This is a genomic window from Amycolatopsis sp. NPDC003865, assembly GCF_053605345.1.
Genome location: NZ_JBSGJA010000003.1, coordinates 493114 through 514952 on the forward strand (window position 1 = coordinate 493114; position 21839 = coordinate 514952).

Annotated in this window: 23 protein-coding genes and 1 pseudogene; 14 read left to right on the forward strand and 10 right to left on the reverse strand. The window is 71.7% G+C overall.

Annotated features, from left to right (window positions below; genetic code table 11):
* Window positions 1-9 precede the first annotated feature (9 nt).
* The 3 genes from ACWEVP_RS11075 to ACWEVP_RS11085 are packed head-to-tail and all read right to left on the reverse strand — an operon-like array spanning window position 10 to window position 2870.
* On the reverse strand, window positions 10-1884 hold the full coding sequence (locus ACWEVP_RS11075; protein WP_452062384.1) for an N-acetylmuramoyl-L-alanine amidase: 1875 nt from the start codon (window positions 1882-1884) through the stop codon (window positions 10-12).
* Window positions 1885-1931: 47 nt separating this feature from the next.
* Entirely contained in the window at window positions 1932-2720 is a 789-nt protein-coding gene (locus tag ACWEVP_RS11080; protein WP_452062385.1) for a DUF6338 family protein, read from the reverse strand.
* 9 nt (window positions 2721-2729) lie between these two features.
* Window positions 2730-2870: a hypothetical protein gene (locus ACWEVP_RS11085; protein WP_452062386.1), complete on the reverse strand. Its 141-nt coding sequence runs from the start codon at window positions 2868-2870 to the stop codon at window positions 2730-2732.
* Between the two features lie 281 nt (window positions 2871-3151).
* Here ACWEVP_RS11085 and groES point away from each other — a divergent pair, with 281 nt between their 5' ends.
* Together groES and groL are read left to right on the forward strand one after the other, a co-directional pair.
* The gene (gene groES, locus ACWEVP_RS11090) at window positions 3152-3445 is read left to right on the forward strand and encodes a co-chaperone GroES (protein ID WP_007031106.1); all 294 of its coding nucleotides are present in this window, start codon (window positions 3152-3154) and stop codon (window positions 3443-3445) included.
* A gap of 89 nt (window positions 3446-3534) precedes the next feature.
* Window positions 3535-5148, forward strand: a complete 1614-nt coding sequence (groL, locus tag ACWEVP_RS11095; RefSeq protein ID WP_452062387.1) for a chaperonin GroEL — start codon at window positions 3535-3537, stop codon at window positions 5146-5148.
* A 110-nt stretch (window positions 5149-5258) separates the two neighbouring features.
* Here groL and ACWEVP_RS11100 read toward each other — a convergent pair whose 3' ends face one another.
* Window positions 5259-5561: a WhiB family transcriptional regulator gene (locus ACWEVP_RS11100; RefSeq protein ID WP_043792619.1), complete on the reverse strand. Its 303-nt coding sequence runs from the start codon at window positions 5559-5561 to the stop codon at window positions 5259-5261.
* Between the two features lie 248 nt (window positions 5562-5809).
* Here ACWEVP_RS11100 and ACWEVP_RS11105 point away from each other — a divergent pair, with 248 nt between their 5' ends.
* The 5 genes from ACWEVP_RS11105 (at window position 5810) to ACWEVP_RS11125 (ending at window position 10479) form a co-directional block, all read left to right on the forward strand.
* Window positions 5810-6715, forward strand: coding sequence for a MerR family transcriptional regulator (locus ACWEVP_RS11105; RefSeq protein ID WP_452062481.1), 906 nt, complete (start codon window positions 5810-5812; stop codon window positions 6713-6715).
* A gap of 285 nt (window positions 6716-7000) precedes the next feature.
* Window positions 7001-7855: a hypothetical protein gene (locus ACWEVP_RS11110; RefSeq protein WP_452062388.1), complete on the forward strand. Its 855-nt coding sequence runs from the start codon at window positions 7001-7003 to the stop codon at window positions 7853-7855.
* 131 nt (window positions 7856-7986) lie between these two features.
* The gene (locus ACWEVP_RS11115; protein ID WP_003073605.1) at window positions 7987-8583 is read left to right on the forward strand and encodes a response regulator transcription factor; all 597 of its coding nucleotides are present in this window, start codon (window positions 7987-7989) and stop codon (window positions 8581-8583) included.
* 387 nt (window positions 8584-8970) lie between these two features.
* The gene (locus ACWEVP_RS11120; protein WP_072474704.1) at window positions 8971-9543 is read left to right on the forward strand and encodes a sigma-70 family RNA polymerase sigma factor; all 573 of its coding nucleotides are present in this window, start codon (window positions 8971-8973) and stop codon (window positions 9541-9543) included.
* A complete protein-coding gene (locus tag ACWEVP_RS11125; RefSeq protein ID WP_452062389.1) occupies window positions 9544-10479 on the forward strand; it encodes an anti-sigma-D factor RsdA in 936 nt (311 codons plus the stop codon). It begins immediately after the preceding gene.
* Window positions 10480-10537: 58 nt separating this feature from the next.
* On the opposite strand, the gene ACWEVP_RS11130 is transcribed toward ACWEVP_RS11125, so the two are convergent.
* A complete protein-coding gene (locus ACWEVP_RS11130) occupies window positions 10538-10933 on the reverse strand; it encodes a DUF5319 domain-containing protein (RefSeq protein WP_003073549.1) in 396 nt (131 codons plus the stop codon).
* Between the two features lie 147 nt (window positions 10934-11080).
* Here ACWEVP_RS11130 and guaB point away from each other — a divergent pair, with 147 nt between their 5' ends.
* The 3 genes from guaB to ACWEVP_RS11145 all read left to right on the forward strand — a co-directional run bounded on the left by guaB (window position 11081) and on the right by ACWEVP_RS11145 (window position 14586).
* Complete coding sequence (guaB, locus tag ACWEVP_RS11135) at window positions 11081-12592, forward strand: IMP dehydrogenase (RefSeq protein ID WP_452062390.1); 1512 nt, start codon at window positions 11081-11083, stop codon at window positions 12590-12592.
* Window positions 12593-12733: 141 nt separating this feature from the next.
* Window positions 12734-13261: a hypothetical protein gene (locus tag ACWEVP_RS11140; RefSeq protein WP_452062391.1), complete on the forward strand. Its 528-nt coding sequence runs from the start codon at window positions 12734-12736 to the stop codon at window positions 13259-13261.
* A gap of 191 nt (window positions 13262-13452) precedes the next feature.
* Entirely contained in the window at window positions 13453-14586 is a 1134-nt protein-coding gene (locus tag ACWEVP_RS11145; protein WP_191315648.1) for a GuaB3 family IMP dehydrogenase-related protein, read from the forward strand.
* On the opposite strand, the gene ACWEVP_RS11150 is transcribed toward ACWEVP_RS11145, so the two are convergent.
* Window positions 14570-14764, reverse strand: a complete 195-nt coding sequence (locus ACWEVP_RS11150; RefSeq protein ID WP_452062392.1) for a DUF397 domain-containing protein — start codon at window positions 14762-14764, stop codon at window positions 14570-14572. The two genes, ACWEVP_RS11145 and ACWEVP_RS11150, sit on opposite strands and share 17 nt — an antisense overlap.
* Window positions 14765-14927: 163 nt before the next feature.
* Here ACWEVP_RS11150 and ACWEVP_RS11155 point away from each other — a divergent pair, with 163 nt between their 5' ends.
* The 3 genes from ACWEVP_RS11155 (at window position 14928) to ACWEVP_RS11165 (ending at window position 18935) form a co-directional block, all read left to right on the forward strand.
* Window positions 14928-16637 (forward strand): FAD-dependent oxidoreductase, encoded by a 1710-nt coding sequence (locus ACWEVP_RS11155; RefSeq protein ID WP_452062393.1) that lies wholly within the window; start codon window positions 14928-14930, stop codon window positions 16635-16637.
* Between the two features lie 10 nt (window positions 16638-16647).
* Window positions 16648-17361, forward strand: coding sequence for a maleylpyruvate isomerase N-terminal domain-containing protein (locus tag ACWEVP_RS11160; protein WP_452062394.1), 714 nt, complete (start codon window positions 16648-16650; stop codon window positions 17359-17361).
* Between the two features lie 92 nt (window positions 17362-17453).
* Complete coding sequence (locus tag ACWEVP_RS11165; protein ID WP_452062395.1) at window positions 17454-18935, forward strand: FAD-binding oxidoreductase; 1482 nt, start codon at window positions 17454-17456, stop codon at window positions 18933-18935.
* Here the strand turns inward: ACWEVP_RS11165 and ACWEVP_RS11170 are convergent.
* The 3 genes and pseudogenes from ACWEVP_RS11170 to ACWEVP_RS11180 all read right to left on the reverse strand — a co-directional run.
* The gene (locus ACWEVP_RS11170; protein ID WP_452062396.1) at window positions 18932-20377 is read right to left on the reverse strand and encodes an aldehyde dehydrogenase family protein; all 1446 of its coding nucleotides are present in this window, start codon (window positions 20375-20377) and stop codon (window positions 18932-18934) included. The two genes, ACWEVP_RS11165 and ACWEVP_RS11170, sit on opposite strands and share 4 nt — an antisense overlap.
* A gap of 55 nt (window positions 20378-20432) precedes the next feature.
* The gene (locus tag ACWEVP_RS11175) at window positions 20433-20624 is read right to left on the reverse strand and encodes a hypothetical protein (RefSeq protein ID WP_452062484.1); all 192 of its coding nucleotides are present in this window, start codon (window positions 20622-20624) and stop codon (window positions 20433-20435) included.
* Window positions 20555-20728, reverse strand: a pseudogene (locus ACWEVP_RS11180) (IMP dehydrogenase); the annotation flags it as partial. The pseudogene ACWEVP_RS11180 and the gene ACWEVP_RS11175, both read right to left, overlap by 70 nt.
* Before the next feature lie 75 nt (window positions 20729-20803).
* Here ACWEVP_RS11180 and ACWEVP_RS11185 point away from each other — a divergent pair.
* Window positions 20804-21400 carry a rhomboid family intramembrane serine protease gene (locus ACWEVP_RS11185; protein ID WP_452062397.1) on the forward strand — a complete coding sequence of 199 codons (597 nt, stop codon included), beginning with the start codon at window positions 20804-20806 and terminating at the stop codon, window positions 21398-21400.
* Here ACWEVP_RS11185 and ACWEVP_RS11190 read toward each other — a convergent pair.
* The gene (locus ACWEVP_RS11190) at window positions 21388-21807 is read right to left on the reverse strand and encodes a hypothetical protein (RefSeq protein WP_452062398.1); all 420 of its coding nucleotides are present in this window, start codon (window positions 21805-21807) and stop codon (window positions 21388-21390) included. The two genes, ACWEVP_RS11185 and ACWEVP_RS11190, sit on opposite strands and share 13 nt — an antisense overlap.
* Window positions 21808-21839: the final 32 nt, after the last annotated feature.

Genomic DNA, 21839 nt, shown 5'->3' on the forward strand with positions numbered 1-21839 from the left:
CGATCCGCGCTAGAACGCCGGGAGGATCCGGACGTCGTCCGCCTTGACGAACGCGATCCGGTGCCCGAACTGGATCTGCACGTACTTGAGCTTGCCCTTGACCACGACGTGGTCGGCGAGGTCGAACGTCACCGCGTAGTAGTACTCCGACCCGACCGTGCCCGCGGACGAGTACTTCTGGCCCGCCGACAGCGTGTACGGCAGCGGCGTGATGGTCTGCACCGGCACGTTCGCCGGGTAGGCCTCCGGTTCGGGGTACGCGCGGCCGTAGACCGGCACCGTCGCGAGCCCCGGCTTCGGCGTCACGACCCAGCCGATCGCCGGCTTCGCGACCTTGGCGCCGCGCGGGTTGTGGAACCAGCCCTTCTGCCCGAGGTACCAGATCGCCGTCCAGTCGCCGCTGACCCCGGCGACGGCGTACTGCTGCCCGGTCGCGACCCGGCTGCCGACGTCCGAAACGTCCATTGTGGACGCCGAGCCGTCGGTGTGCAGGCCGATGTCCTTCAGCAGCGGCGAGGATTCACTCGGCTCCGAGTGCAGCACCACGGCCTCCGAGCCGCGCGGCGCGCACGGCGTCCCGGGGCTGTCGCAGCCGGTGAACGCGGGCTGGTTCTTCGCGAAGTCCGGGTCGATGGTGACCAGCGACGACCCGGGCAGCCCGAACCCGCCGAGCGGCGCGCCCAGCAGGTCGAAGTAGTGCGACCAGTCCCAGTACGGGCCCGGGTCCCAGTGCATGCCCTTGATGGTCGACGGGACCGTGCCCGGCACGTTGTCGTGGCCGATGATGTGCGCCCGGTCGAGCGGGATGCCGTACTTGCGCGCGAGGTAGCCGACGAGCTTCGCGCTCGAGCGGTACATCGCCTCGGTGTACCAGGTGCCCTTCGCGGCGAAGCCCTCGTGCTCGATGCCGATGGACTTGGCGTTGACGTACCAGTTGCCGGCGTGCCACGCGACGTCCTTGGTCGGCACGTGCTGCGCGATCAGGCCGTCGGTGGAGCGGATCGTGTAGTGCCAGCTGACGTACGTCGGGTCCTGGGCGAGCTTCAGGACGCTGTCCCAGTAGCCCTCGGTGTCGTGGATGACGATGTGGTCGATCTTCTGGCTGCTCGGCCGGTCGGCGAGGTCGTGGTTGCCGTAGTCGTCGTTCGGCAGCTCCTGGTAGGGCGCCGGGACGGACTCGCACGCGACGGTCCGCGGGCATTCGACGTCCGAGGGGTTCCCGGCGTGCCGCGGTGCCGTCGTGTCCGGAGCCGCGGCGAGGGTGACCTGCTGGCCGTCGTCGGTGATCCGGGCGACGCCGGTCTTGATGGTGTCGAAGACCTCGTCGGCGAAGGCCTGGGCGGCGTCTCCGGTGGACCCGCTGTACTTCGCGACGGCGTCGTACCAGTCGTTCCGGCCGGCGTGGTACTTCGCGAGCAGGGCGGCGCCGCCGCGGATGTTCTGGGTGGCGTCGGTGCGGAGGGTCTCCGCTTTCTGGCCGGTGAGCTGCGCGGCTTCGTCGACGGTCTGGAGCCCCTGCGGCGGGGTGGCGGGCCCGGCCTGCGGGCGCAGGGCGGGGCGGGCGTCGTCACCGCGCGGGTCTTCGGTGCCTTCGTCGTGGTGGCTGGTGGCCACCCCGGCCTCGCGCAGGTCGGTGAGGTGCATCGGCCCGTAGCCGGCGGAGGTGCTGGGCGTGCCGCCGTTGGTGTCCCACCGGGACTCGAGGTAGGAGACGCCGAGAAGGACGTTCTCGGGAACGCCGAACTCCTTCGCGGCGGCGGCGAAGTCCCGTTGCCGCTGGTCTTGAGCGGCGGCGTGGGCCGGCGCGGTGGCCAGGCCGGTGAGGAGGGTCGCGGCGGCGACCAGCGCCGCCGTTCTCGGGAGGGGACGGGTGGGCATGGGCATAAACCCCCAGGGTTCAGGTGCCAGACGGTGAGAACCTAACCAGAAACTCAGGCTGGGGGTAAGAGCTCTCCGTCGGCGGGTTCGCCGATCGCCAGAGGGAGCGTCTCTTGTTGCGGCTCGTCCGCGGGCACCACCTCTCGGCGGCGTCTCGCCGACTCGCGCCGGTTGCCCTGCGGGTCGTTGTAGACGACCCGGATGTAGGAGATCTCCGTCGCGGCGATGACGACCTTCTCCCAGTTGTCGCCGATCCGCCGGACGTTCGTCAACGAGCCCCGGTCGTCCAGAGTCGCCTGGGTCAAGGCCCTGCCTTCGAGCACGAGTTCCCGGTCCTCGGGTTTCTCGCCTACCGTGTACCACTCGAGGTAGCCGAGGAACGCTTGCTTGTCCTTGAGCTGGACGTGGAGCCACGCGTTGGTCTTCCTGGGGAGGTCTTGGCGAAAGGCTTCCTGCCACCCGGTCAGGTGTGTGATCGAAGATCTGTTCCTGCCGAACACCGCCATGGCCAGCGCGACCAGGACACCGAGGGCGCAGGCGAGTGCGACTTCTGCCAAGCCGGTGGCGAGTATCAGCAACAGGTGTCGCTGGAAGAACGGATTACCGCTCTGGAGCCACGCGGGGAAGTCGATCGCAGCCGACGGTGCGGTCCGCCAGCCGAGATAGATCGCGACGCATGAGACGGCGGTCAGGCCGAAGCTCGCCAACCCGACTCGCGCGGCCTCCCGGAAGGCCGACTCCTGGCGCGGTGCGCGTTTGCGCTCCCGGCTCAGCTCGAAGGTCAGGCCCGGCGCGACTAGACCGAGGAAGGCGATGACCGCGCCGAGCGTTTGCGGAAACACTCCGCCGGGTCAGTCGGTCGGCCCTTGCTTGGTCGAAGGCGAGTTGCTGTTCTTGTCCCCTTGGTTGCGGGTCCCGTCCCCAGTCTGGTCTTGCTGGGTCTGGCGGTCGGACTGCTGGGCCGCCCCGGCGGCCGCATTCGGGTCTGTCATCTCCGGCTCCTCACGGGAGGGCAGACCGGGCCCAGCGGCCCGGTCTGCCGTCGAAGACGTCGCAGGGGGAGCGGGCGTTACGGCATCCGCCGTGAAGCCGCCGGTCAGAGCGCTTCCGGGTGCATTCTCCACGCCCGTGACCACCCTCCTTGCACGACTGGCACTCACGTGGCTAGAGTGCTAATCGCACGGCCCGACAGCCCCGGCACCCGCGACGGCGGGGGTGGTAGAGCCGTAACCACATCCTGCCAACGCTTTCGACGACCGTGGAGGTCAACCCGGTGAGCGTGAACATCAAGCCGCTCGAGGACAAGATCGTTGTCCAGACGAGCGAGGCCGAGGAGACGACCGCTTCCGGCCTCGTCATCCCCGACACCGCCAAGGAGAAGCCCCAGGAGGGCAAGGTTCTGGCCGTGGGCCCGGGCCGGATCGACGACAAGGGCAACCGCGTCCCGCTGGACGTGAGCGTCGGCGACGTCGTCATCTACTCGAAGTACGGCGGCACCGAGGTCAAGTACAACGGTGAGGACTACCTCATCCTGTCCGCCCGCGACGTGCTGGCCGTCATCAACTGACGTCCGCTCGCAGCGCATGACGCCCCGGGCCCCGCAACACCGGGGAGCGGGGCGTTCTTGCGTTCAGAGAAAGGTAAGCGGAACACGCTATGCCCAAGCAGATCAGTTTCGACGAGGACGCTCGTCGCGCGCTGGAGCGCGGGGTGAACAAGCTCGCCGACGCCGTCAAGGTCACCCTCGGCCCGCGTGGTCGCCACGTCGTGCTCGACAAGAAGTTCGGCGGCCCGACCATCACCCTCGACGGCGTGACCGTCGCCCGTGAGGTCGACCTCGACGACCCGTTCGAGAACCTCGGCGCGCAGCTCGCCAAGAGCGTCGCCACCAAGACCAACGACGTCGCCGGGGACGGCACCACCACCGCGACCGTGCTCGCGCAGTCGCTGGTGAAGGTCGGCCTGCGCAACGTCGCGGCCGGCGCCAACCCGACCTCGATCGGCCGTGGCATCGAGGCCGCCGCGGAGAAGGTCATCGAGGTCCTCAAGGCCAAGGCCACCCCGGTCAAGGGCCGCGAGAACATCGCCCAGGTCGGCACCGTGACCTCCCGTGACGCCAACATCGGCGCCCTGCTCGGCGAAGCCGTCGAGAAGGTCGGCGAGGACGGCGTCATCACCATCGAGGAGTCGTCGACCCTGGCGACCGAGCTGGTGATCACCGAGGGCGTCCAGTTCGACAAGGGCTTCCTCTCGGCGCACTTCGCGACCAACCCGGAGGAGCAGAAGGCGATCCTCGAGGACGCCTACGTCCTGCTGCACCGCGAGAAGATCTCGGCGCTGGCCGACCTGCTCCCGGTGCTGGAGAAGGTCGTCGAGGCCAAGAAGCCGCTGCTGATCATCGCCGAGGACGTCGACGGCGAAGCGCTGTCCACCCTCGTGGTGAACTCGCTGCGCAAGACGATCACCGCCGTCGCGGTCAAGGCGCCGTTCTTCGGCGACCGCCGCAAGGCGTTCCTGGACGACCTCGCGGTCGTCACCGGCGGCGAGGTCATCTCCGCGGAGATCGGCCGCAAGCTGTCCGACGTCGACCTCGGCGCGCTGGGCAAGGCCCGCCGGATCGTCGTCACCAAGGACGACACCACGATCGTCGACGGTGACGGCTCCAAGGACGCCATCGCCGGGCGGGTCGCGCAGATCCGCAAGGAGATCGAGACGACCGACTCCGACTGGGACCGCGAGAAGCTGCAGGAGCGGCTCGCGAAGCTCGGCGGCGGCGTCGCGGTCATCAAGGTCGGCGCGGCCACCGAGACCGAGCTGAACGAGCGCAAGCACCGCATCGAGGACGCCGTGGCTTCGACCAAGGCGGCCGTCGAGGAGGGCATCCTGCCCGGCGGCGGTTCGGCGCTGGTCCACGCGGTCAAGGAGCTCGAGGGCGGCCTGGGCCTGGAGGGCGACGAGGCCACCGGCGTGCGCATCGTCAAGGACGCGCTGACGGCCCCGCTGTTCTGGATCGCGACCAACGCGGGCCACGAGGGCGCGGTCATCGTCAACAAGGTGCAGGAGCAGGGCTGGGGGCAGGGCTTCAACGCCGCCACCGGCGAGCTCACCGACCTGCTGGCCGCCGGCATCGTCGACCCGGTCAAGGTGACCCGGTCCGCGGTGGCGAACGCCGCCTCGATCGCGCGGCTCGTGCTGACGACGGAGTCGTCGGTCGTCGAGAAGCCGGCCGAGGAAGAGCCCGCTGCGGCGGGCCACGGCCACTCGCACTGACGCAGGACACCGAGAAGGGGCGGCACACCCGTGCCGCCCCTTCTTCGTGCCCGGAAGAGCACGAAGGGCGGCACCCCACCCGGTGCCGCCCTTCGATGTCGGTGGGGCGCTCAGCCGCCGGACATGCTGAGCGCGCGTTTGTCGGACTTGATGAGGTGCTCGCGTTCCGATTCCGAGAGCCCGCCCCAGATGCCGTAGGGCTCGTGCACCGCCAGCGCGTGGCTGCGGCACATCTCGAGGACGGGACAGCTCAGGCAGACCGCCTTCGCCCTGGCCTCCCGCCGTGCCCGCGCCGGGCCGCGCTCGCCGTCCGGGTGAAAGAAGGACGCGCTGTCCATCCCCCGGCACGACCCTTCGAGCTGCCAGTCCCACATGTCGGCGTTGGGTCCTGGGAGCCTGCGCGTGTCTGCCATCCTGACCGCCTCCGTCAATCGGTCGATGCCGCTAGCTGCTCTGCTGTGGTGCCGATACTCCATTCGGTGCAACGGCGGTAACGTTAGAAGCGCGCCAATAGTTGTTCAAGCGATCCGGCCCGATTCAGCCGTTAGGCATCCCCCGGATGTGTGAGCAGGGATTTCGCCTCCGGTTGCCGACCCCGCGGTCTGCCTGGATATTGAGGCTCGTGGGAGCTGGGTCGGGCACCGAAGAACCCACCCTGCCGGTGGCCTCGGTCGCCCGCCGGCTCGGGGTCGCGCCGTCCACCCTCCGAACCTGGGACCGCCGCTACGGGCTCGGCCCGAGCAGGCACACCGACGGCCGCCACCGCCGCTACGGCACCTCCGACATCGGCCGCCTCGAACTGATGCAGCGCGCGTTGCTGAGCGGCGCGTCGACGGCCGAGGCGGCCCGCTACGCGCTGGAGCAGATGCCGCGCTCGGGGCCGCCGCAGCCATCGGAGCCGTCGGCGCCTACGGACGCCTCGGCGGCCGATGACGGCCTCGAGGTCCGCTCCCGCCTCGCCCGCCGGCTGAGCACGGCGGCGCTGGCCATGGACGTCGGCGCCGTCCAGCGCATGCTCGCGGACACGATCGCCGAGCTGGGGGTGCTGCCGGCGTGGACGGGCGTGATCGAGCCGGTCCTGTCGGCGCTCGGGGCGCGCTGGCGCGGCGCGAGCGCGGGAGCGGAGGTCGAGTACCTGCTGGCCGAGTGCGTGTTCGCGGCGCTGGTGCGTGCGACGCCGGTGCTCGACGAGCCGCGCAACACGCGCCCGGTGCTGCTGGGCTGCGTCCCGGAGGAGCGGGACACGATGCCGATGTACGCGCTGGCGGCCTCGCTGGCCGGCCGCCGCATCGGGGCGCAGCTGTTCGGGGTCCCGCTGCCGGCGGAGGTGCTGGCGGTGGCGGTGCGGCGGAGCGCGCCGGCGGCGGTGGTGCTGTGGGCGCACCGGCGCGGGGTCGCGGACACGCGGTTGTTCGCGCGGGTCTCGCGGGGGCGGCAGCGGAGCCGGTTGTTCGCGTGCGGGCCGGGCTGGGACCCGGCGGGGCTGCCGGACAAGGTGGAGCTGCTGACGGACCTGCCGGGCGCGGCCGACCGTATCGAGCACGTGCTGGTCGGCGCGCGGCCGTAGCTGGGCGTGCTGCCGGACCGGTCCGTCACCCGCGGATGGCCGGCCCCGTCGATGGCCCTGGCCAAGTGGCGCTCCCGGCTCGCGGGCGAAGTTGTCCACAGCCTGGCCCCGATGTGGACAACGCCGGGCTGTCGGGCTGCGGTCTGCTGGTTCTGTCGGGATCGGCCGATAGCCTGGACCGGGGTCAGCCCCCAGGGATGGGTGGGGCGTGGTCGTCCGGGCGGCGCGCGCGACTCCGGCCACTTCGATCATGTTTTTGTCGGTGGGACCCGCTAGAAAGGACCCGTGCACGAACCCGCCCTGAGGGCCGCCGCGTTCGGGAGCGATCCGCTGCCCGATCCCGCGGTCACGCGCGGCTCCGGCACGCCGCGGGAACGGCTGCTCTCCGCCATCGTGCTCGGCGCCCAGGGCCGGTACGCGGCCGCCGCCGCCCTCCTCGGTGCCCTCCGGCGCGAAAGCGACCCGGTGACGGCCTCCCTCGCCGCCAGCACCCTCGCCGCCCACCGGCGGCAGCTGGGCGGCCACCGCCAGGCCCGCGCGCTCGACGGCGAAGCCCTCGCCAAAGCCGCCGGCCTCGAAACCGGCCAGGATCCCGACGGCCTCGACGCCGCCGGTGCCCGGGCCGACGCCCTGCTCGGCCTGGCCGCCGACAACCTCGCCCTGGGCCGGCTCACCGCCGCGCGAAGGCTCGCCGAGAACGCCGCGGCCCAGCACGCCGGGTGGCGGGCCTGCGTCCGCGGGGGCTGGGTCGGCGCGGAGATCGAACTCGCCGCAGGTCAGGGCGCCGCCGCCGTGGCGCCCGCCGAGCGGGCTTTCGAAACCGCCGTCGCGCGGGGTGCGCGGCGGCACGCGGTGAAATCCGGGATTGTGCTGGCCGTCGCGGTGGGGGCCGCCGGAGGCCCCGATCACCGGAAGATTTCGGACGGTCTTGTCGGAAATGCAATGGCGACCGCCGAGGAATGCGAACTGCTTTCACTTTTGTGGCCGGCGGCGCTCGTCATGGCCGATCTGCGCCCAGGACACGCCGAGGAGTATCGATTCAGAGTGGCAGAGGTGTTGCACGCAGTGTTACGAAGCGCAGATCCTTGCGGGAGGAGGATCGCGGGGGAATCGCCATGGGTGCCCGCCCCGGGTGGTTGAGCCGTCGGAATGGGCTGTTCCGGCATCCGGGCTAAGAAACTTCAAAAAAAGCCACCGGATCGTGTCAAGGTTCGGGCTAAAGCGTCCGATAGGGGAAGTGGAATGTCACCCGGCTGCAGGAAGGAAACCCCGTGACGACGGTCTTGATCTGCGACGACCGACGCAGTGTCCGTGAAGGGCTCACCCGAGTGATGTCCGCGGTCCCTGGGGTCAGTCGCATCGACTGCGTAGCGCACGGTGACGAGCTGCTGGCCCGGTACTCCCGTCAGCCCGTCGACGTCGTGCTGGTCGGGACGCAACGCGCGGTCCCGACGGGTGTCGAAGCCACCCGGCGGCTCGTCTCGGCCAACCCCCAGGCGAACGTCATCGTCTTCGGCGCCCCGGACGACGCGGGCAGCATCGCCGCCGCGATCGCCGGCGGTGCCCGCGGCTACCTCCGCTGGGACGCGTCCCGGCCGGAGCTGGTCGCCGCGCTGGCCCACACCCTGGCGAGCACCTCGGTGCCCGCGCCCCGTCAGCCGTCCGACCCGGGCGTCCAGCTGACCGAGCGCGAGCTTCAGGTGCTCCGCGGGATGAGCCAGGGCAAGAGCAACGGCCAGATCGGCCGCGAGCTCTACCTGTCCGAGGACACGGTGAAGACCCACGCCCGGCGGCTGTTCCGCAAGCTCGGCGTGCGCGACCGCGCGCAGGCCGTGGCCCACGGCTTCCGCCGCGGCCTGGTCAGCTGACCCGTCGCTCTCCCCGTTCCTGACACGGCCGGTTTACAGGTGACGACGGGCCAGGGCGCACCGCCCTGGCCCGTACCTGTGTGGTCCCCATCACACTCCGGCGCCCCTTCGGGCAGCCCCCGGGGCGGATCCCCGCTCCGGCCACCGTCCCTCCGACGGATCTCGTACCCGTGACGCCGCTCGCTCGTTGAATCGGCGAGGAAGACCGCGGGTCTGCACGATAATCCGTATTTCCGCGCCTCACGGGGACGCGGCACGCCCGGGAGCACCGCGCGCGCCGCCCCGCCGGGGGCCGCAGGTACGGTAGCGGTCTCCGGTACGCGGTGGAGGCGACCACGGGCCGGGTTCTTTGCACACCTACACGTAACACTGGGACTGTTGTCTGCGATGGCCAATGTGGGGGATGGACTGGATGAACCGGTCGCCGCTGCTGTCGAGGGAGATCCCCAGGCAGTGGAGCGGCTGCTGGCTGCTATCCGTCCACTGGTAGTGCGGTATTGCCGCGCTCGGGTTGGCAGGCAGGAGCGATCGTTCGCTTCGGCGGACGACGTTGCGCAGGAGGTGTGTCTCGCGGTGCTAACGGCATTGCCCTCGTACCGCGATCAAGGCCGCCCGTTCCTGGCGTTCGTCTACGGGATCGCCCAGCACAAGGTGGCCGACGCGCACCGCGCGGCGGCGCGCAACCGAGCCGAACCGGTGGCCGAGATCCCCGACGAGATCGAGGGCGGCGTCGGTCCCGAGCAGCGGGCGCTGCAAGGTGAGCTGAACGAGCGGATGTCCCAGTTGTTGCAGGTGCTGCCGGACAAGCAGCGGGAGATCGTGGTGCTGCGCGTGGTCGTCGGCCTGTCGGCGGAGGAGACCGCGGACGCGGTCGGCTCCACGCCCGGCGCCGTCCGCGTCGCCCAGCACCGCGCCCTCGCGCGGCTGAGAAAGGTCCTGGCCGCGGAGGAGGTGATCTGAGTGACCGGTCACGAGAAGGGTTACGAGCCGGACGACGTCTTCGCGAGCGGATTGTCGGCATCGGAGGCGGAGTTCGCCGCCGACCTGTCGGCCGTCCAAGCGGACGACGCGCTGCTCGACGCCCTCGGCGGGTCCGACCCGGCGCTGGCCGACGGTCTCGGCGACCAGGAGCTCAACGCGTTGCTGGTGGCGTGGCGAAGAGACATCGACAGCGAGCCACTCGCCGAGCTGGTCGACGTCGACACCGCAGTGCGGACCGTCACCACCGCGAGTCTCGCGAAGCAGCACGCCTCGAGCGGACGCCGCCGCAGGCTGCTCGTCCCGGTCGCCGTCGCCGCCGCCGTGCTGGCGATCGCGTTCACCGGTACCGGGCTGGCCGCGCGCTCCGCGCAACCGGGCGACACCCTCTGGGGCCTCGCGAAGGTCCTGTACTCCGACCACACCCGCTCGGTCGAGGCCGCCGCGAACGCGAAGCTCGACCTCGAGAAGGCGAACCTGGCCATCGCCGGCGGCAACCTCGACGCCGCGCGCGAGGCCCTCGACGCGGCGCAGGCCGCGCTGTCGCAGGTCAGCGACGAAGACAACCGCGACCAGCTGATGGAGCAGCACCGGCAGCTCGCCGCCCAGCTCCAGAACCCGGACGCGCCGGTGCAGGGCCCGACGCAGACCACCTCGACGCAGGTGCCGCCCGGCGTCTCGTCGGTGCAGGTGCCGCCGGCCGGTTCGGCGACTTCGATCCCGGGCAGCGGCAGCGGCACCACGAGCCTGCCGGGCACCGGGACGCCGACCCCGACGCCCCCGCCGCCGACTACCACCCCGCCGCCGCCGACCACCGAGATCCCGCCGACCACGACGGCCGCGAGCGGCAACGACCCCGGCACGAACACCGGGCGCAGCGAGTCGTCCGTCGGCGCTCAGGGCGGCGAAGGGCAGTAATCGAGCACACGGGAAAGGCCCCCGGTGAGGAAACTCACCAGGGGCCTTTTTCAGTCGGTCAGTAGGCGCTTTCGTTGGCCGTCACGCCGTCGGCGAAGCCCCGGCAGTAGTCCCAGCTCACGTAGTCGCCGGGGTTCGGGTCGTAGGCCGGCTCGTGCGGGCGCATCCGCCCGTCGGCCAGCAGCTGCTCCAGGCTGGCCCGCAGCAGGTGCCAGTCGTGGTAGTGGGGTTCGTCGCATTCGCCGCAGTCGACGACGATTCCGCGGACCCCCCGGGGCTCGAGGAGCGCCTGGTAGACGGCCAGATCGGAGAGGTCGGCCAGCAGCTCGGTGCGTTCGGAGTCACTGATCGGCTCGTCCAGCCGGTCCTCGGGGTCTCCGAATGCGCGGGCCGGGTCGTCCGGGTCGTCCGCGAACGGGTCTGGAGGCAGGACATCGTGCGCCACGGCCTGCACGGTACCGGGCGCCCCCGGCGGCTCGCCCACCACCCGGGGCGGGGGCGCGAGCCGGATATCATGAGGGGAAGGCTCCGAGTCGCCAGTTGATCTTGATCGAACACGGCGACTCCGCTCATCCCGCGCCAGGAAGGCCCTTCACCCGCTATGACCAGCGACGGCATCACCGCCCCCGTTCCGGCCAAGTTCGCCATGCTCGGCCTGACCTTCGACGACGTGCTGCTGCTGCCGGCGGAATCGGACGTCGTGCCCAGCGGCGTCGACACCAGCGCCCGGCTGACCCGGAACATCACCCTCGGCATCCCGCTGGTGTCGGCGGCCATGGACACGGTCACCGAGGCGCGCATGGCGATCGCCATGGCCCGCCAGGGCGGCATCGGCGTGCTCCAGCGCAACCTGCCGATCGACGAGCAGGCCGCCGCGGTCGAGGTGGTCAAGCGGTCCGAGGCCGGCATGGTCACCGACCCGGTCACCTGCTCGCCCGACGCCACGCTGGCCGAGGTCGACGCCCTGTGCGCCAAGTTCCGCATCTCCGGTGTCCCGGTGACCGACGCGTCCGGCGCGCTGGTGGGCATCATCACCAACCGCGACATGCGGTTCGAGGTCGACCACAGCCGCCCGGTGTCCGAGGTCATGACGAAGGCGCCGCTGATCACCGCCCAGGTGGGCGTCTCCGCGGACGCCGCGCTGGGCCTGCTGCGCCGGCACAAGATCGAGAAGCTGCCGATCGTGGACGGCGCCGGCAAGCTCCGCGGCCTCATCACGGTCAAGGACTTCGTGAAGACCGAGCAGTACCCCCGCGCGACGAAGGACCCGGACGGCCGCCTCATCGTCGGTGCCGCGGTCGGCGTCGGCGCGGATGGCCACAAGCGCGCGATGGCGCTGGCCGACGCGGGTGTCGACGTGCTGATGGTCGACACCGCGCACGGGCACTCCCGCGCGGTCGTCGACACGGTCTCGCTGCTGAAGAAGGAGCTCGGCGAGGCGGTCGACATCGTCGGCGGCAACGTCGCGACCCGCGCGGGCGCGCAGGCACTGGTCGACGCGGGCGCGGACGGCGTCAAGGTCGGCGTCGGCCCGGGCTCGATCTGCACCACCCGCGTGGTCGCCGGCGTCGGCGTCCCGCAGATCTCCGCGATCTACGAGGCGGATCAGGCGTGCCGGCCGGCAGGCATCCCGGTCATCGGCGACGGCGGCATCCAGTACTCGGGCGACATCGCCAAGGCCATCGCGGCCGGCGCCTCCACGGTGATGCTGGGCAGCCTGCTGGCCGGCACGGCGGAGGCTCCCGGCGACCTCATCCTGGTCAACGGCAAGCAGTTCAAGACCTACCGCGGCATGGGCTCGCTGGGCGCGATGCAGTCGCGGGGCGAGGCCAAGTCGTACTCGAAGGACCGTTACGCCCAGGACGACGTGCTGTCGGACGACAAGCTGGTGCCGGAGGGCATCGAGGGGCGGATCCCGTTCCGCGGCCCGCTCGCCAACGTCGTGCACCAGCTGGTCGGCGGCCTCCGCTCGGGCATGGGCTTCACCGGGGCGCAGACCATCCCCGAGCTGCAGGAGGCCCAGCTCGTGCGGATCACGGCGGCGGGGCTCAAGGAGAGCCACCCGCACGACATCACGATGACCGTCGAAGCCCCGAACTACACCACCCGCTAGTCCGTCGGGCTACCGAAAGCGCGCAACCCGCACTGCGAACGCCTTCGTAGTGCGGGTTTCCCGCTGAGTCACCGTGACCTAGCGTGCTTACGGTAATCGGTCTATCGCCTTGCGTACCCGTCGTGGTGTGCACTGAAGGGCATGACGGTCGGCCGCTTCACGCAAGTGCTGCGCAAGGTCTTCTTCACGGCCGTCGCGCTCGTGTCGCTGTTCCTCGGCGGTGTCGTCTGCCTCATGTGCCAGGTGCTGGCCGGCCGGGACGCACCCACCTACCGCGCCGAAGGACACGTCGTGTCCCACGAGCAGGGGGCGCTCCCGGTCGGCGGTGACGAGGACGCCGTCAGCCACACCATCGCGGTCGACGCCGGGAACCGGCTCTACCGGATCACCGCCGTCGGCCCCGGCCTCGACCTGCCCGCCGGGCAGCCGGTCGCGCTCGACGTCTCGACGGCGGACGGCAGCATCGCCTACCTGCTGGCGGGCGGTGCCGTGATCGACCTGCGGCCCGGCGTGGTGCGGCCGGTGCTGCTGATCTGCGCGGCCCTGCTCGCGCTGGGCGCGGTGTACTTCGGCGCGGTCCGCCTGCACGTCTACCCGCCGGTGGCGACCTGGCTGGCCCTGGCCCTGGGCGCGCTGCTGGCGCCGGTCGCCGTCTTCGTGCGGGTGTGACGTGCCCGGGAGCGCCGAGGCGCGGGACACCTACCGGTCGGAAACCGGGACCACCGACCACCGCCTGGTCCTGCGCACCGCCGCCGGCGCCGTGCCGGTGCCGCTGCTGTTCCAACCCCCGTGCGCGGGTCACCCACGCGGACTAGCGACAATGGGGCACGGCAGATTGTCGTCGTCGGAGGAGGCTTCACGTGCGGGACCTGGTCGAGATCGGGATGGGCCGCACCGCGCGGCGGGCGTATGACCTCGACGACGTCGAGATCGTGCCGTCGCGGCGGACCCGGTCGTCTTCGGTGGTGTCCACCTCGTGGCAGATCGACGCCTACCGCTTCGACCTGCCGCTCGTCACGCACCCGACGGACGCGATCGTCTCGCCCGGCACCGCGGTCGCCGTCGGCGAGCTGGGTGGCCTGGGCGTGCTCAACGCCGAGGGACTGTGGGCGCGGCACGCCAACGTCGAGGACGCCATCTTCCAGCTGGTCCGCGCGGCCGAAGACCTCGAGGACCCGACCGCGGTCGGCCGCGTGCTGCAGGAGCTGCACAGCGCGCCGATCCGGCTCGACCTGCTGACCGAAGCCATCAAGACCGTCCGCGAGTCCGGCGTCACGGTCGCCGCGCGCGTGAGCCCGCAGCACGCCGCCGAGCTGACCCCGGACCTGATCGCGGCCGGCGTCGAGATCCTGGTCGTGCAGGGCACGATCATCTCCGCCGAGCACGTCCAGCGCGACGCCGAGCCGCTGAACCTCAAGGAGTTCATCGGCCGCCTCGACGTCCCGGTGATCGCCGGCGGCGTCAGCGACTACCGCACGGCGATGCACCTCATGCGCACCGGCGCCGCCGGCGTCATCGTCGGCCACGGCTACACGCCGGGCGTGACGAGCACCGACCGCGTGCTCGGCATCGGTGTCCCGATGGCCACGGCGATCATCGACGCCGCGGCCGCCCGCCGCGACTACCTCGACGAGACGGGCGGCCGGTACGTGCACGTCCTCGCCGACGGCGGCATGACGGTGTCGGGCGACATCGCCAAGGCCATCGCGTGCGGCGCGGACGCCGTCATGCTCGGCTCACCGCTGGCCGCCGCGTCGGACGCGCCCGGGCAGGGCCTGTACTGGACGGCGGCGGCCGCGCACCCGTCGCTGCCGCGCTCGCGCGTGGCGGCCGGGCCGGACTACGCCGTCGACCTCAAGACCCTGCTGTTCGGGCCGTCGTCCGACGCGGAGGGCGTGGTGAACCTCTTCGGGGCGCTTCGCCGGGCGATGGCGAAGACGGGCTACTCGGACCTCAAGGAGTTCCAGCGGGTGGGCCTCACCGTCCGGCGGTGAGGTGGTCGAGGAACGCGGCGAACGCGGTCGCGGAGTAGACGAGCACCGGGCGGGGCACCGGCTGTTTGGTGTCCCGCACCCCGACGACGCCGGGCCCGGCGCCGACCTCCACGCAGGCGTTCTCCTCGAAGTGGCTGTGGCTCGACTTGCGCCAACCGGTGAGCTGCTGGGGGATCATCGTGGTCCCTCCCGGAAATCGTGTCCCGTCGACGGGTCTCGCCGACGTGGACATCGAGCACTTCGATAATTACCCACGATCATCTCCGGCGATGCGCCAAAACGGGTGACTGGCCGGTAACTTACCTCTGGTCAGAACCTGGACCCCGGGTTACGCTCAAGGTGTGACTGCCAGTAACACCACCACCAGTGCGGGTGGCCCCGACTACGACGTCGTCGTGGTGGGGTCGGGGTTCGGCGGCAGCGTCGCGGCGCTGCGGCTCACCGAGAAGGGCTACCGGGTAGCCGTCGTCGAGGCCGGGCGGAGGTTCGCCGACGACGAGTTCGCCAAGACGTCGTGGGACCTCAAGCGCTACCTGTGGGCACCGCAGGTCGGCTGCTACGGGATCCAGCGCATCCACATGCTCAACGACGTCATGGTGCTGGCCGGGGCCGGTGTCGGCGGCGGTTCGCTCGTCTACGCGAACACGCTGTACCGGCCGCTCAAGCCGTTCTACCGCGACCGGCAGTGGTCCCACATCACCGACTGGGAAGCCGAGCTCGCGCCGCACTACGACCAGGCGAGCCGGATGCTGGGCGTCGTCACGAACCCGACGATCACGCCGTCGGACGTCGTGATGCGCGACGTCGCCAAGGACATGGGTGTCGCCGATTCGTTCCACCCGACGCCGGTCGGCGTGTACTTCGGCAAACCGGGGGAGCGGGCGAAGGACCCGTACTTCGGCGGCGCCGGCCCCGAGCGCGTCGGCTGCACCGAGTGCGGCTCGTGCATGACCGGCTGCCGCGTCGGGGCGAAGAACACGCTGGTCAAGAACTACCTGTACCTGGCCGAGCAGGACGGCGCGAAGGTCATCCCGCTGACGACGGTGACGTCCGTGCGGCCGGTCGACGGCGGCTACGAAGTCGACCTGAAGAAGACCGGGACGACGTCGAAGAAGTTCCGGACGACGATCACGGCCGAGAAGGTCGTCTTCGCCGCGGGCACCTGGGGCACGCAGAACCTGCTGCACAAGCTGAAGGACACCGGCACGCTGCCCAAGCTGTCGCGCCGGCTGGGCGAGCTGACCCGGACGAACTCCGAGGCGATCATCGGCGCGGCCCGCACCGAGGTCGACGAGAGCCGCAACTTCAGCCGCGGGGTCGCGATCACGTCGTCGATCCACCCGGACGAGAACACCCACATCGAGCCGGTGCGCTACGGCAAGGGCAGCAACGCGATGAGCCTGCTGCAGACGATCGCGACCGACGGCGCTTCCCCGGTCCCGCGGTGGCGGCAGGCGGTCACGTTCATGCTCAAGCACCCGGTCCAGGCGGCGAAGCTGCTCAACGGCTACCGCTGGAGCGAGCGCACGGTGATCCTGCTGGTGATGCAGAGCCTGGACAACTCGATCACGACCTACACGCGGCCCGGGCTGTTCGGCCGCCGCAAGTACACGTCGAAGCAGGGCCACGGCGAGCCGAACCCGAGCTTCATCCCGGCCGGCCACGAGGCCAACGAGCGCACGGCCGAGCGCATCGGCGGCATCGCGGGCGGCACGTGGGGCGAGATCTTCGACATCCCGCTGACGGCCCACTTCATCGGCGGCGTCCCGATCGGTGCCACGGCGGACGAGGGTGTCATCGACCCGTACCACCGCGTGTTCGGCTACCCGGGCCTGTCGGTGGTGGACGGCGCGGCGATCACGGCCAACCTGGGCGTGAACCCGTCACTGACGATCACGGCCCAGGCCGAGCGGGCGTTCTCGTTCTGGCCGAACAAGGGCGAGGCGGACCAGCGGCCGTCCCAGGACGCGGCGTACGTCCGGCTGGAGCCGGTGGCGCCGAAGAACCCCGCGGTGCCCGCGGACGCCCCGGCGGCCTTGCGCCGGTCCTAGACTCGGGGCCGTGACGACGGCATCGGAAAAGGCGCACGCGCTGCTCGACGGGGTGCGCAGGCTCGACGACGAATGGGCCAAGGTCATCGGCGGGCTCGGGGAGCCCGAACTGCGCGCCGCCAGCGCGCTGCCCGGCTGGTCGCGGGCCCACGTGCTCGCGCACCTCGCCCGCAACGCCGATGGGCTGCAGAACCTGCTGACCTGGGCGAACACCGGGGTCGCGACGCCGATGTACGCCAGCGCCGAAGCCCGTGACGCCGACATCGAAGCCGGGTCCCGGCGCCCGGCCGCCGACCTGCTCGCCGACTTCGTCGCGTCCGCCGGGCGCTTCGAGCAGTACGCCGCCGCCATGCCGGACGACGCCTGGGCACGCGAAGCCCGCAACCGGCAGGGCGACCCCGTCACCGGGGCCGTCGTCGCGCGGATGCGGCTGTCCGAGCTCACCATCCACCTCGCCGACCTCGACCGGGGCTACGACCTCGACCGCGTGCTCGGCCTGCTCGGGCCGCTCGCCGGCGACGTCGTCCAGCACGCGATCACCTCGCGGGCCGCGCACCTGCCGGCGTTGCGCCTGGTCGCCGAGGGCACCGGGGAGTGGACGATGGGGGCCGCTCCGGGCGCCACGGTCCGCGGCACGAGCGGGCAGCTGCTGGCCTGGCTCAGCGGCCGTTCCGACGGCGCGGACCTCGACGGAGCCGTCCCGCGCATCCCCGCCTGGGGCTGAACTGACCTCGACCGTCCTCCGTGTACCGATCAGGAGCGCGGAGGACGGTCTCCGGCCCTAAACTGAGCGTCCCCGGCAGCGAGGAGTCCGATGTGGACAGCGTGAACCGCAGGGCGTTCCTCCGGATCACCGGTGTCTCGGCGGCCGGCGCCGTCGCCGCCGCCTGCGGGCCGGGCAGTCCCACCGAGCCCGCCGCTTCGACGAGCGCTCAGCCGCCGGCCTCGTCCGCGCCGCCCACCACGCGGCTGCCCACCGGCCCGCCCAACTGGGACGACCTGCGCGGCAAGCTGACCGGCAGCCTCCTGCGCCCGGGCGCCGACGGCTACGCCACCGCCAAGCGCGCCTTCAACCCGCTCTTCGACGGCAACAACCCGGTCGCCGTGGCGATGGCCGGGAACGCCAAGGACGTGCAGACCTGCGTCCAGTCCGCCGCCGGGCGCCTCACGCTCGCCGCGCGCAGCGGCGGCCACAGCTACGCCGGCTACTCCGTCCCCGAGAGCGGCCTGGTCATCGACGTCTCCGCGCTGAACAAGGTGGAGGTCCGGGGCAGCCAGGCCGTGATCGGCGCCGGCGCCAAGCTGAAGGACGTCTACGCCGGCCTCGCGCAGGCCGGCCGCGCGCTGCCCGCCGGCTCCTGCCCGACGGTCGGGGTCGCCGGGCTGACCCTCGGCGGCGGCATCGGTGTGCTGTCCCGCAAGTACGGCCTGACCTGCGACCACCTGAGCTCCGCGCAGGTCGTCACGGCCGACGGCAAGCTGCTCACGGCGTCCGCGAGCTCCGAGCCCGACCTGTTCTGGGCGCTGCGCGGCGGGGGCGGCGGCAACTTCGGCATCGTCACCGAGTTCACCTTCGAGACCGATCCCGCGCCGAACCTGACGGTGTTCTCCCTGCGCTTCCCGGCCGGGTCCGCGACCGGCGTGCTCGGCGCGTGGCAGCAGTGGATCGCCGCGATGCCGCCGGAGCTGTGGGCCAACATCGTCGTCTCCGGTGGCTCGCCGGTCCAGTGCCGCGTCGGCGGCTGCTACGTCGGCGCCCCGGCCGGGCTCAACACCCTGATCAACAACCTCACCGCCAACGCCGGCGCGCGGCCGACCCAGCGCACGGTGAAGGCCCTCGACTACCTCGGCGCGATGAACTACTTCTCCGGCAGCTCGGCCCGGCAGTCGTTCGTCGCGTCGTCGCGGATCATCACGAGCCCGGTCGACCCGGCGAAAGTCGTCGCCCTCGCCGACGGCCGCGCGGGCATGGACCTGCTCATCGACGGCCTCGGCGGCAAGGTCGCCGAGCCGGCCAAGGACGCGACGGCGTTCTGGCACCGCGACGCGCTGGCGAGCGTCCAGATCTACGCGCCGGCGACGACCAAGACCCAGGCGAAGGTGGCGGAGTCGGTGGGCGAGGTCGTCGCGGGCCTCGCGGCGGCCGGCGCGGGCGGCGGGTACGTCAACTACATCGACCCCACCCTGCCCGACTGGAAGGCCGCCTACTACGGCGACAACGCGAAGCGGCTGTCGGACATCGCGAAGAAGTACGACCCCTACAACGTCTTCCGGTTCGGGCAGGGCGTGGTCGCTTAGAGGTCGATGCCGGTGAAGACCGTGACACGCTCCTCGGTCAGGTCGTGCATCGCCGCGAGGACGCCTTCGCGGCCGACGCCGGAGCCCTTGACGCCGCCGTAGGGCATCTGGTCGGCGCGGTAGGACGGGACGTCGCCGATGATCACCCCGCCCACCTCCAGCTCGGCCGACGCGTGGAACGCCAGCTGGACGTCGGTGGTGAAGACGCCGGCCTGCAGGCCGTACGCGGAATCGTTGACCGCGCGGAAGGCGTCGTCCACACCGTCCACAACGGACACCGCGAGCACCGGCCCGAAGATCTCCTCGGCCCACGCCCTGGTGTCCGGCGGGACGTCGGTGAGCAGCGTCGGGGCGACGGTCGCGCCGTCGCGCGTGCCGCCGGCCAGCACCTTCGCGCCCGCCGCGACGGCCTCGTCGATCCACGCGACGATCCGCTCGGCCGCGGCCTCGTCGACCACCGGGCCGACATCGGTGTTGCGGTCGTACGGGTCGCCCGTCCGCTGCGCCTCGACGGCTTCCACGAGCGCGGGAACGAACTCGTCCGCGACGGCGGCGTCGACGATCACCCGCTGCACGGCGATGCAGGACTGCCCGGCCTGGTAGTTGCCGAAGGTGGCGATGCGGTGCGCGGCGCCTTCGGGGTCGGGCCAGTCGCGCAGCACGACGGCCGCCGCGTTGCCGCCGAGCTCCAGCACGACGTGCTTGCGTGGCGCCGCGTCCTTGAGCGACCAGCCGACCGGGCCCGAGCCGGTGAACGACACGACGGGCAGCCGCGGGTCGGCGACGAGCGCCTTCGTCTCCTCGTTTCCGAGCGGCAGCACGGAAAACGCGCCCTCCGGCAGGTCCGTCTCGGCCAGGATCTCGCCGAGGACCAGCGCCGACAGCGGCGTCCGCGGCGCGGGCTTGACGATGATCGGCGCGCCGATCGCCAGCGACGGGGCGACCTTGTGCGCCACCAGGTTGAGCGGGAAGTTGAACGGCGCGATGCCGAGTACCGGCCCGCGCGGGACGCGGCGGGTCAGGGCCAGCCGTGCCTCGCCCGCCGGGTCGGTGTCGAGGCGCTGGATTTCGCCGCTGAACCGGCGGGCCTCCTCGGCGGCGATGCGGAACACCGACACCGCGCGCTTGACCTCGGCTTCGGCCCACTTGAGCGGCTTGCCGTTCTCGGCGGTGATGACCTCGGCGATCTCGTCGGCGCGGCCGGCGAGCACGCGCGAGACGTGGTCGAGCGCGCCGGCGCGGACGTGCGCGGGGGTGGCGCGCAGCTCCTTCGCGACCGACATGGCGGCGGTGACCGCGCGCTCGACCTGCTCCGGCCCCGGCACGGCGACCGTGGCGACCTCGCTGCCGTCGTACGGGTGGTGCACGACGAGGGTGGTGGCGCCCGGCTCCGGGCGGCCGGCGATCCAGGCGGGGCGCGGCTCGGGGGTGATCATGTCCATGCGTACCAACGTAATCCGGGTGGGAAGCACACCGGTGGACCCCCACCCGGACGGGTCACGGCTTGATGAGCACCTTCAGCGCTTCGCGGCCCGCCATCGCGCGGTAGCCGTCCGGCACGCCCTCGACGTCGATGATCGGGCCTTCCTCGTACTGCGGCAGGCCGACCCGGCTGACCGCCCGATCCGGCGGCCGTGCTCGCGCGGCGGCATGTCGGCGTACGGCCAGAGGTCGCTGCCGCAGATGCACGACCGCACGACCCGCAGGACTACGTCGGTTGGCTCGGCCGGCTTCGGGTCCGGGACGGTCTCGACCCGCACGTCGCCGGCGCCGTAGCTGACAGTCGCTCGCATGCTGGGGCCTTTCCCCGGGCGGAACGTGACAAACGTCGGGGGTGCGACGGCGGTGGCGCGCCTAGATTTTCGGCCATGACCACGCGCACCGCATCCCGCAACCCGTTCGCGGCCCTCGCCCCGGTGCGCCGCCGGCCGTACCTCACCGCGGCGGTCTTCGCGGTCACGCTGGCGTGCGGGATCGCGCAGCTGGCGCACCCGCCGCTGTACGAGGCGATGCACCGCGACGCCGCCCGCATCGACGCCGGCGAGTGGTACCGCCTGGTGACCGGGATGTTCTTCCAGGACGGCTGGGCGTTCGGGCTGACGTCGAACCTGGTCTGGCTGGCGGTGTTCGGCACGCTCGCCGAGCGCGTCTTCGGCCGCGCCCGCTGGCTCGTCCTGTACTTCGGCTGCGGCCTCTTCGGGCAGGTCGTGAGCTACCTGTGGCTCAACCCGGTCGGGGCGGGCAACTCGATGTGCGTGGTGGGCCTGATCGGCGGTCTGGCGGCGGTGGTGATGGTGGCCTCGCGCCGCTACGGCGTGGTGCTGCCGGTCCAGTTCCGCGTGCTGGCGTTCGCGCTGCCGGTGCTGGCCGTGGTCGACACGGTCGTCCACGACAACCACGGCCTGCCGCTGCTGCTGGGCATCGCGCTCGGGTTCTGCGGTCTGCCGCGACGTCAGTCGGGGTAGTGGCCGCCGAGCCGGCACCAGTGCGCGACCAGGTGCGGCTGCGGCGGCACCGCCAGGAGGGCGGCGAGGTCCGCTTCGGCCTGGCAAGCCGCCGCCTCGGTGCGTTCCCACTCGCCGTCTCCGGCGTCGCCGTCACGCTGTTCCGCGGCGGCGATCAGGTCACAGCGCAGCTCGTCGGCCTTGCCCAGGTCCTCGGTGTGCCGGGCGTCCAGGAGGATCCCGCTGCCCGACTGCGCACCGTAGCGGACGGCGATCCGCAGGAGGTCGTTGCTGAACGCCCGCGTTTCGGCCGGCACCCACGACAGCCGCTCCCAGTCGGGCGGTGGCTGGTCGTCGGCGCGAGTGACCACGTACCCGGGCACGTCGCACCAGGTCAGGGCGCCTTGCGGACGAAGTCGGTAGAGCATGCGCGGGTCCCCCTCGGAAGCCGTCCTCGACA

Bases quoted from the DNA above. Each gene is read 5' to 3' on its own strand.
- ACWEVP_RS11170 (WP_452062396.1), bottom strand. From the start codon at position 20,377: ATGGACATGATCACCCCCGAGCCGCGCCCCGCCTGGATCGCCGGCCGC.
- ACWEVP_RS11085 (WP_452062386.1), bottom strand. From the start codon at position 2,870: ATGACAGACCCGAATGCGGCCGCCGGGGCGGCCCAGCAGTCCGACCGC.
- ACWEVP_RS11075 (WP_452062384.1), bottom strand. From the start codon at position 1,884: ATGCCCATGCCCACCCGTCCCCTCCCGAGAACGGCGGCGCTGGTCGCC.
- guaB (WP_452062390.1), top strand. From the start codon at position 11,081: ATGACCAGCGACGGCATCACCGCCCCCGTTCCGGCCAAGTTCGCCATG.
- groL (WP_452062387.1), top strand. From the start codon at position 3,535: ATGCCCAAGCAGATCAGTTTCGACGAGGACGCTCGTCGCGCGCTGGAG.
- ACWEVP_RS11190 (WP_452062398.1), bottom strand. From the start codon at position 21,807: ATGCTCTACCGACTTCGTCCGCAAGGCGCCCTGACCTGGTGCGACGTG.
- ACWEVP_RS11120 (WP_072474704.1), top strand. From the start codon at position 8,971: ATGGCCAATGTGGGGGATGGACTGGATGAACCGGTCGCCGCTGCTGTC.
- ACWEVP_RS11100 (WP_043792619.1), bottom strand. From the start codon at position 5,561: ATGGCAGACACGCGCAGGCTCCCAGGACCCAACGCCGACATGTGGGAC.
- ACWEVP_RS11140 (WP_452062391.1), top strand. From the start codon at position 12,734: ATGACGGTCGGCCGCTTCACGCAAGTGCTGCGCAAGGTCTTCTTCACG.
- ACWEVP_RS11185 (WP_452062397.1), top strand. From the start codon at position 20,804: ATGACCACGCGCACCGCATCCCGCAACCCGTTCGCGGCCCTCGCCCCG.
- ACWEVP_RS11150 (WP_452062392.1), bottom strand. From the start codon at position 14,764: ATGATCCCCCAGCAGCTCACCGGTTGGCGCAAGTCGAGCCACAGCCAC.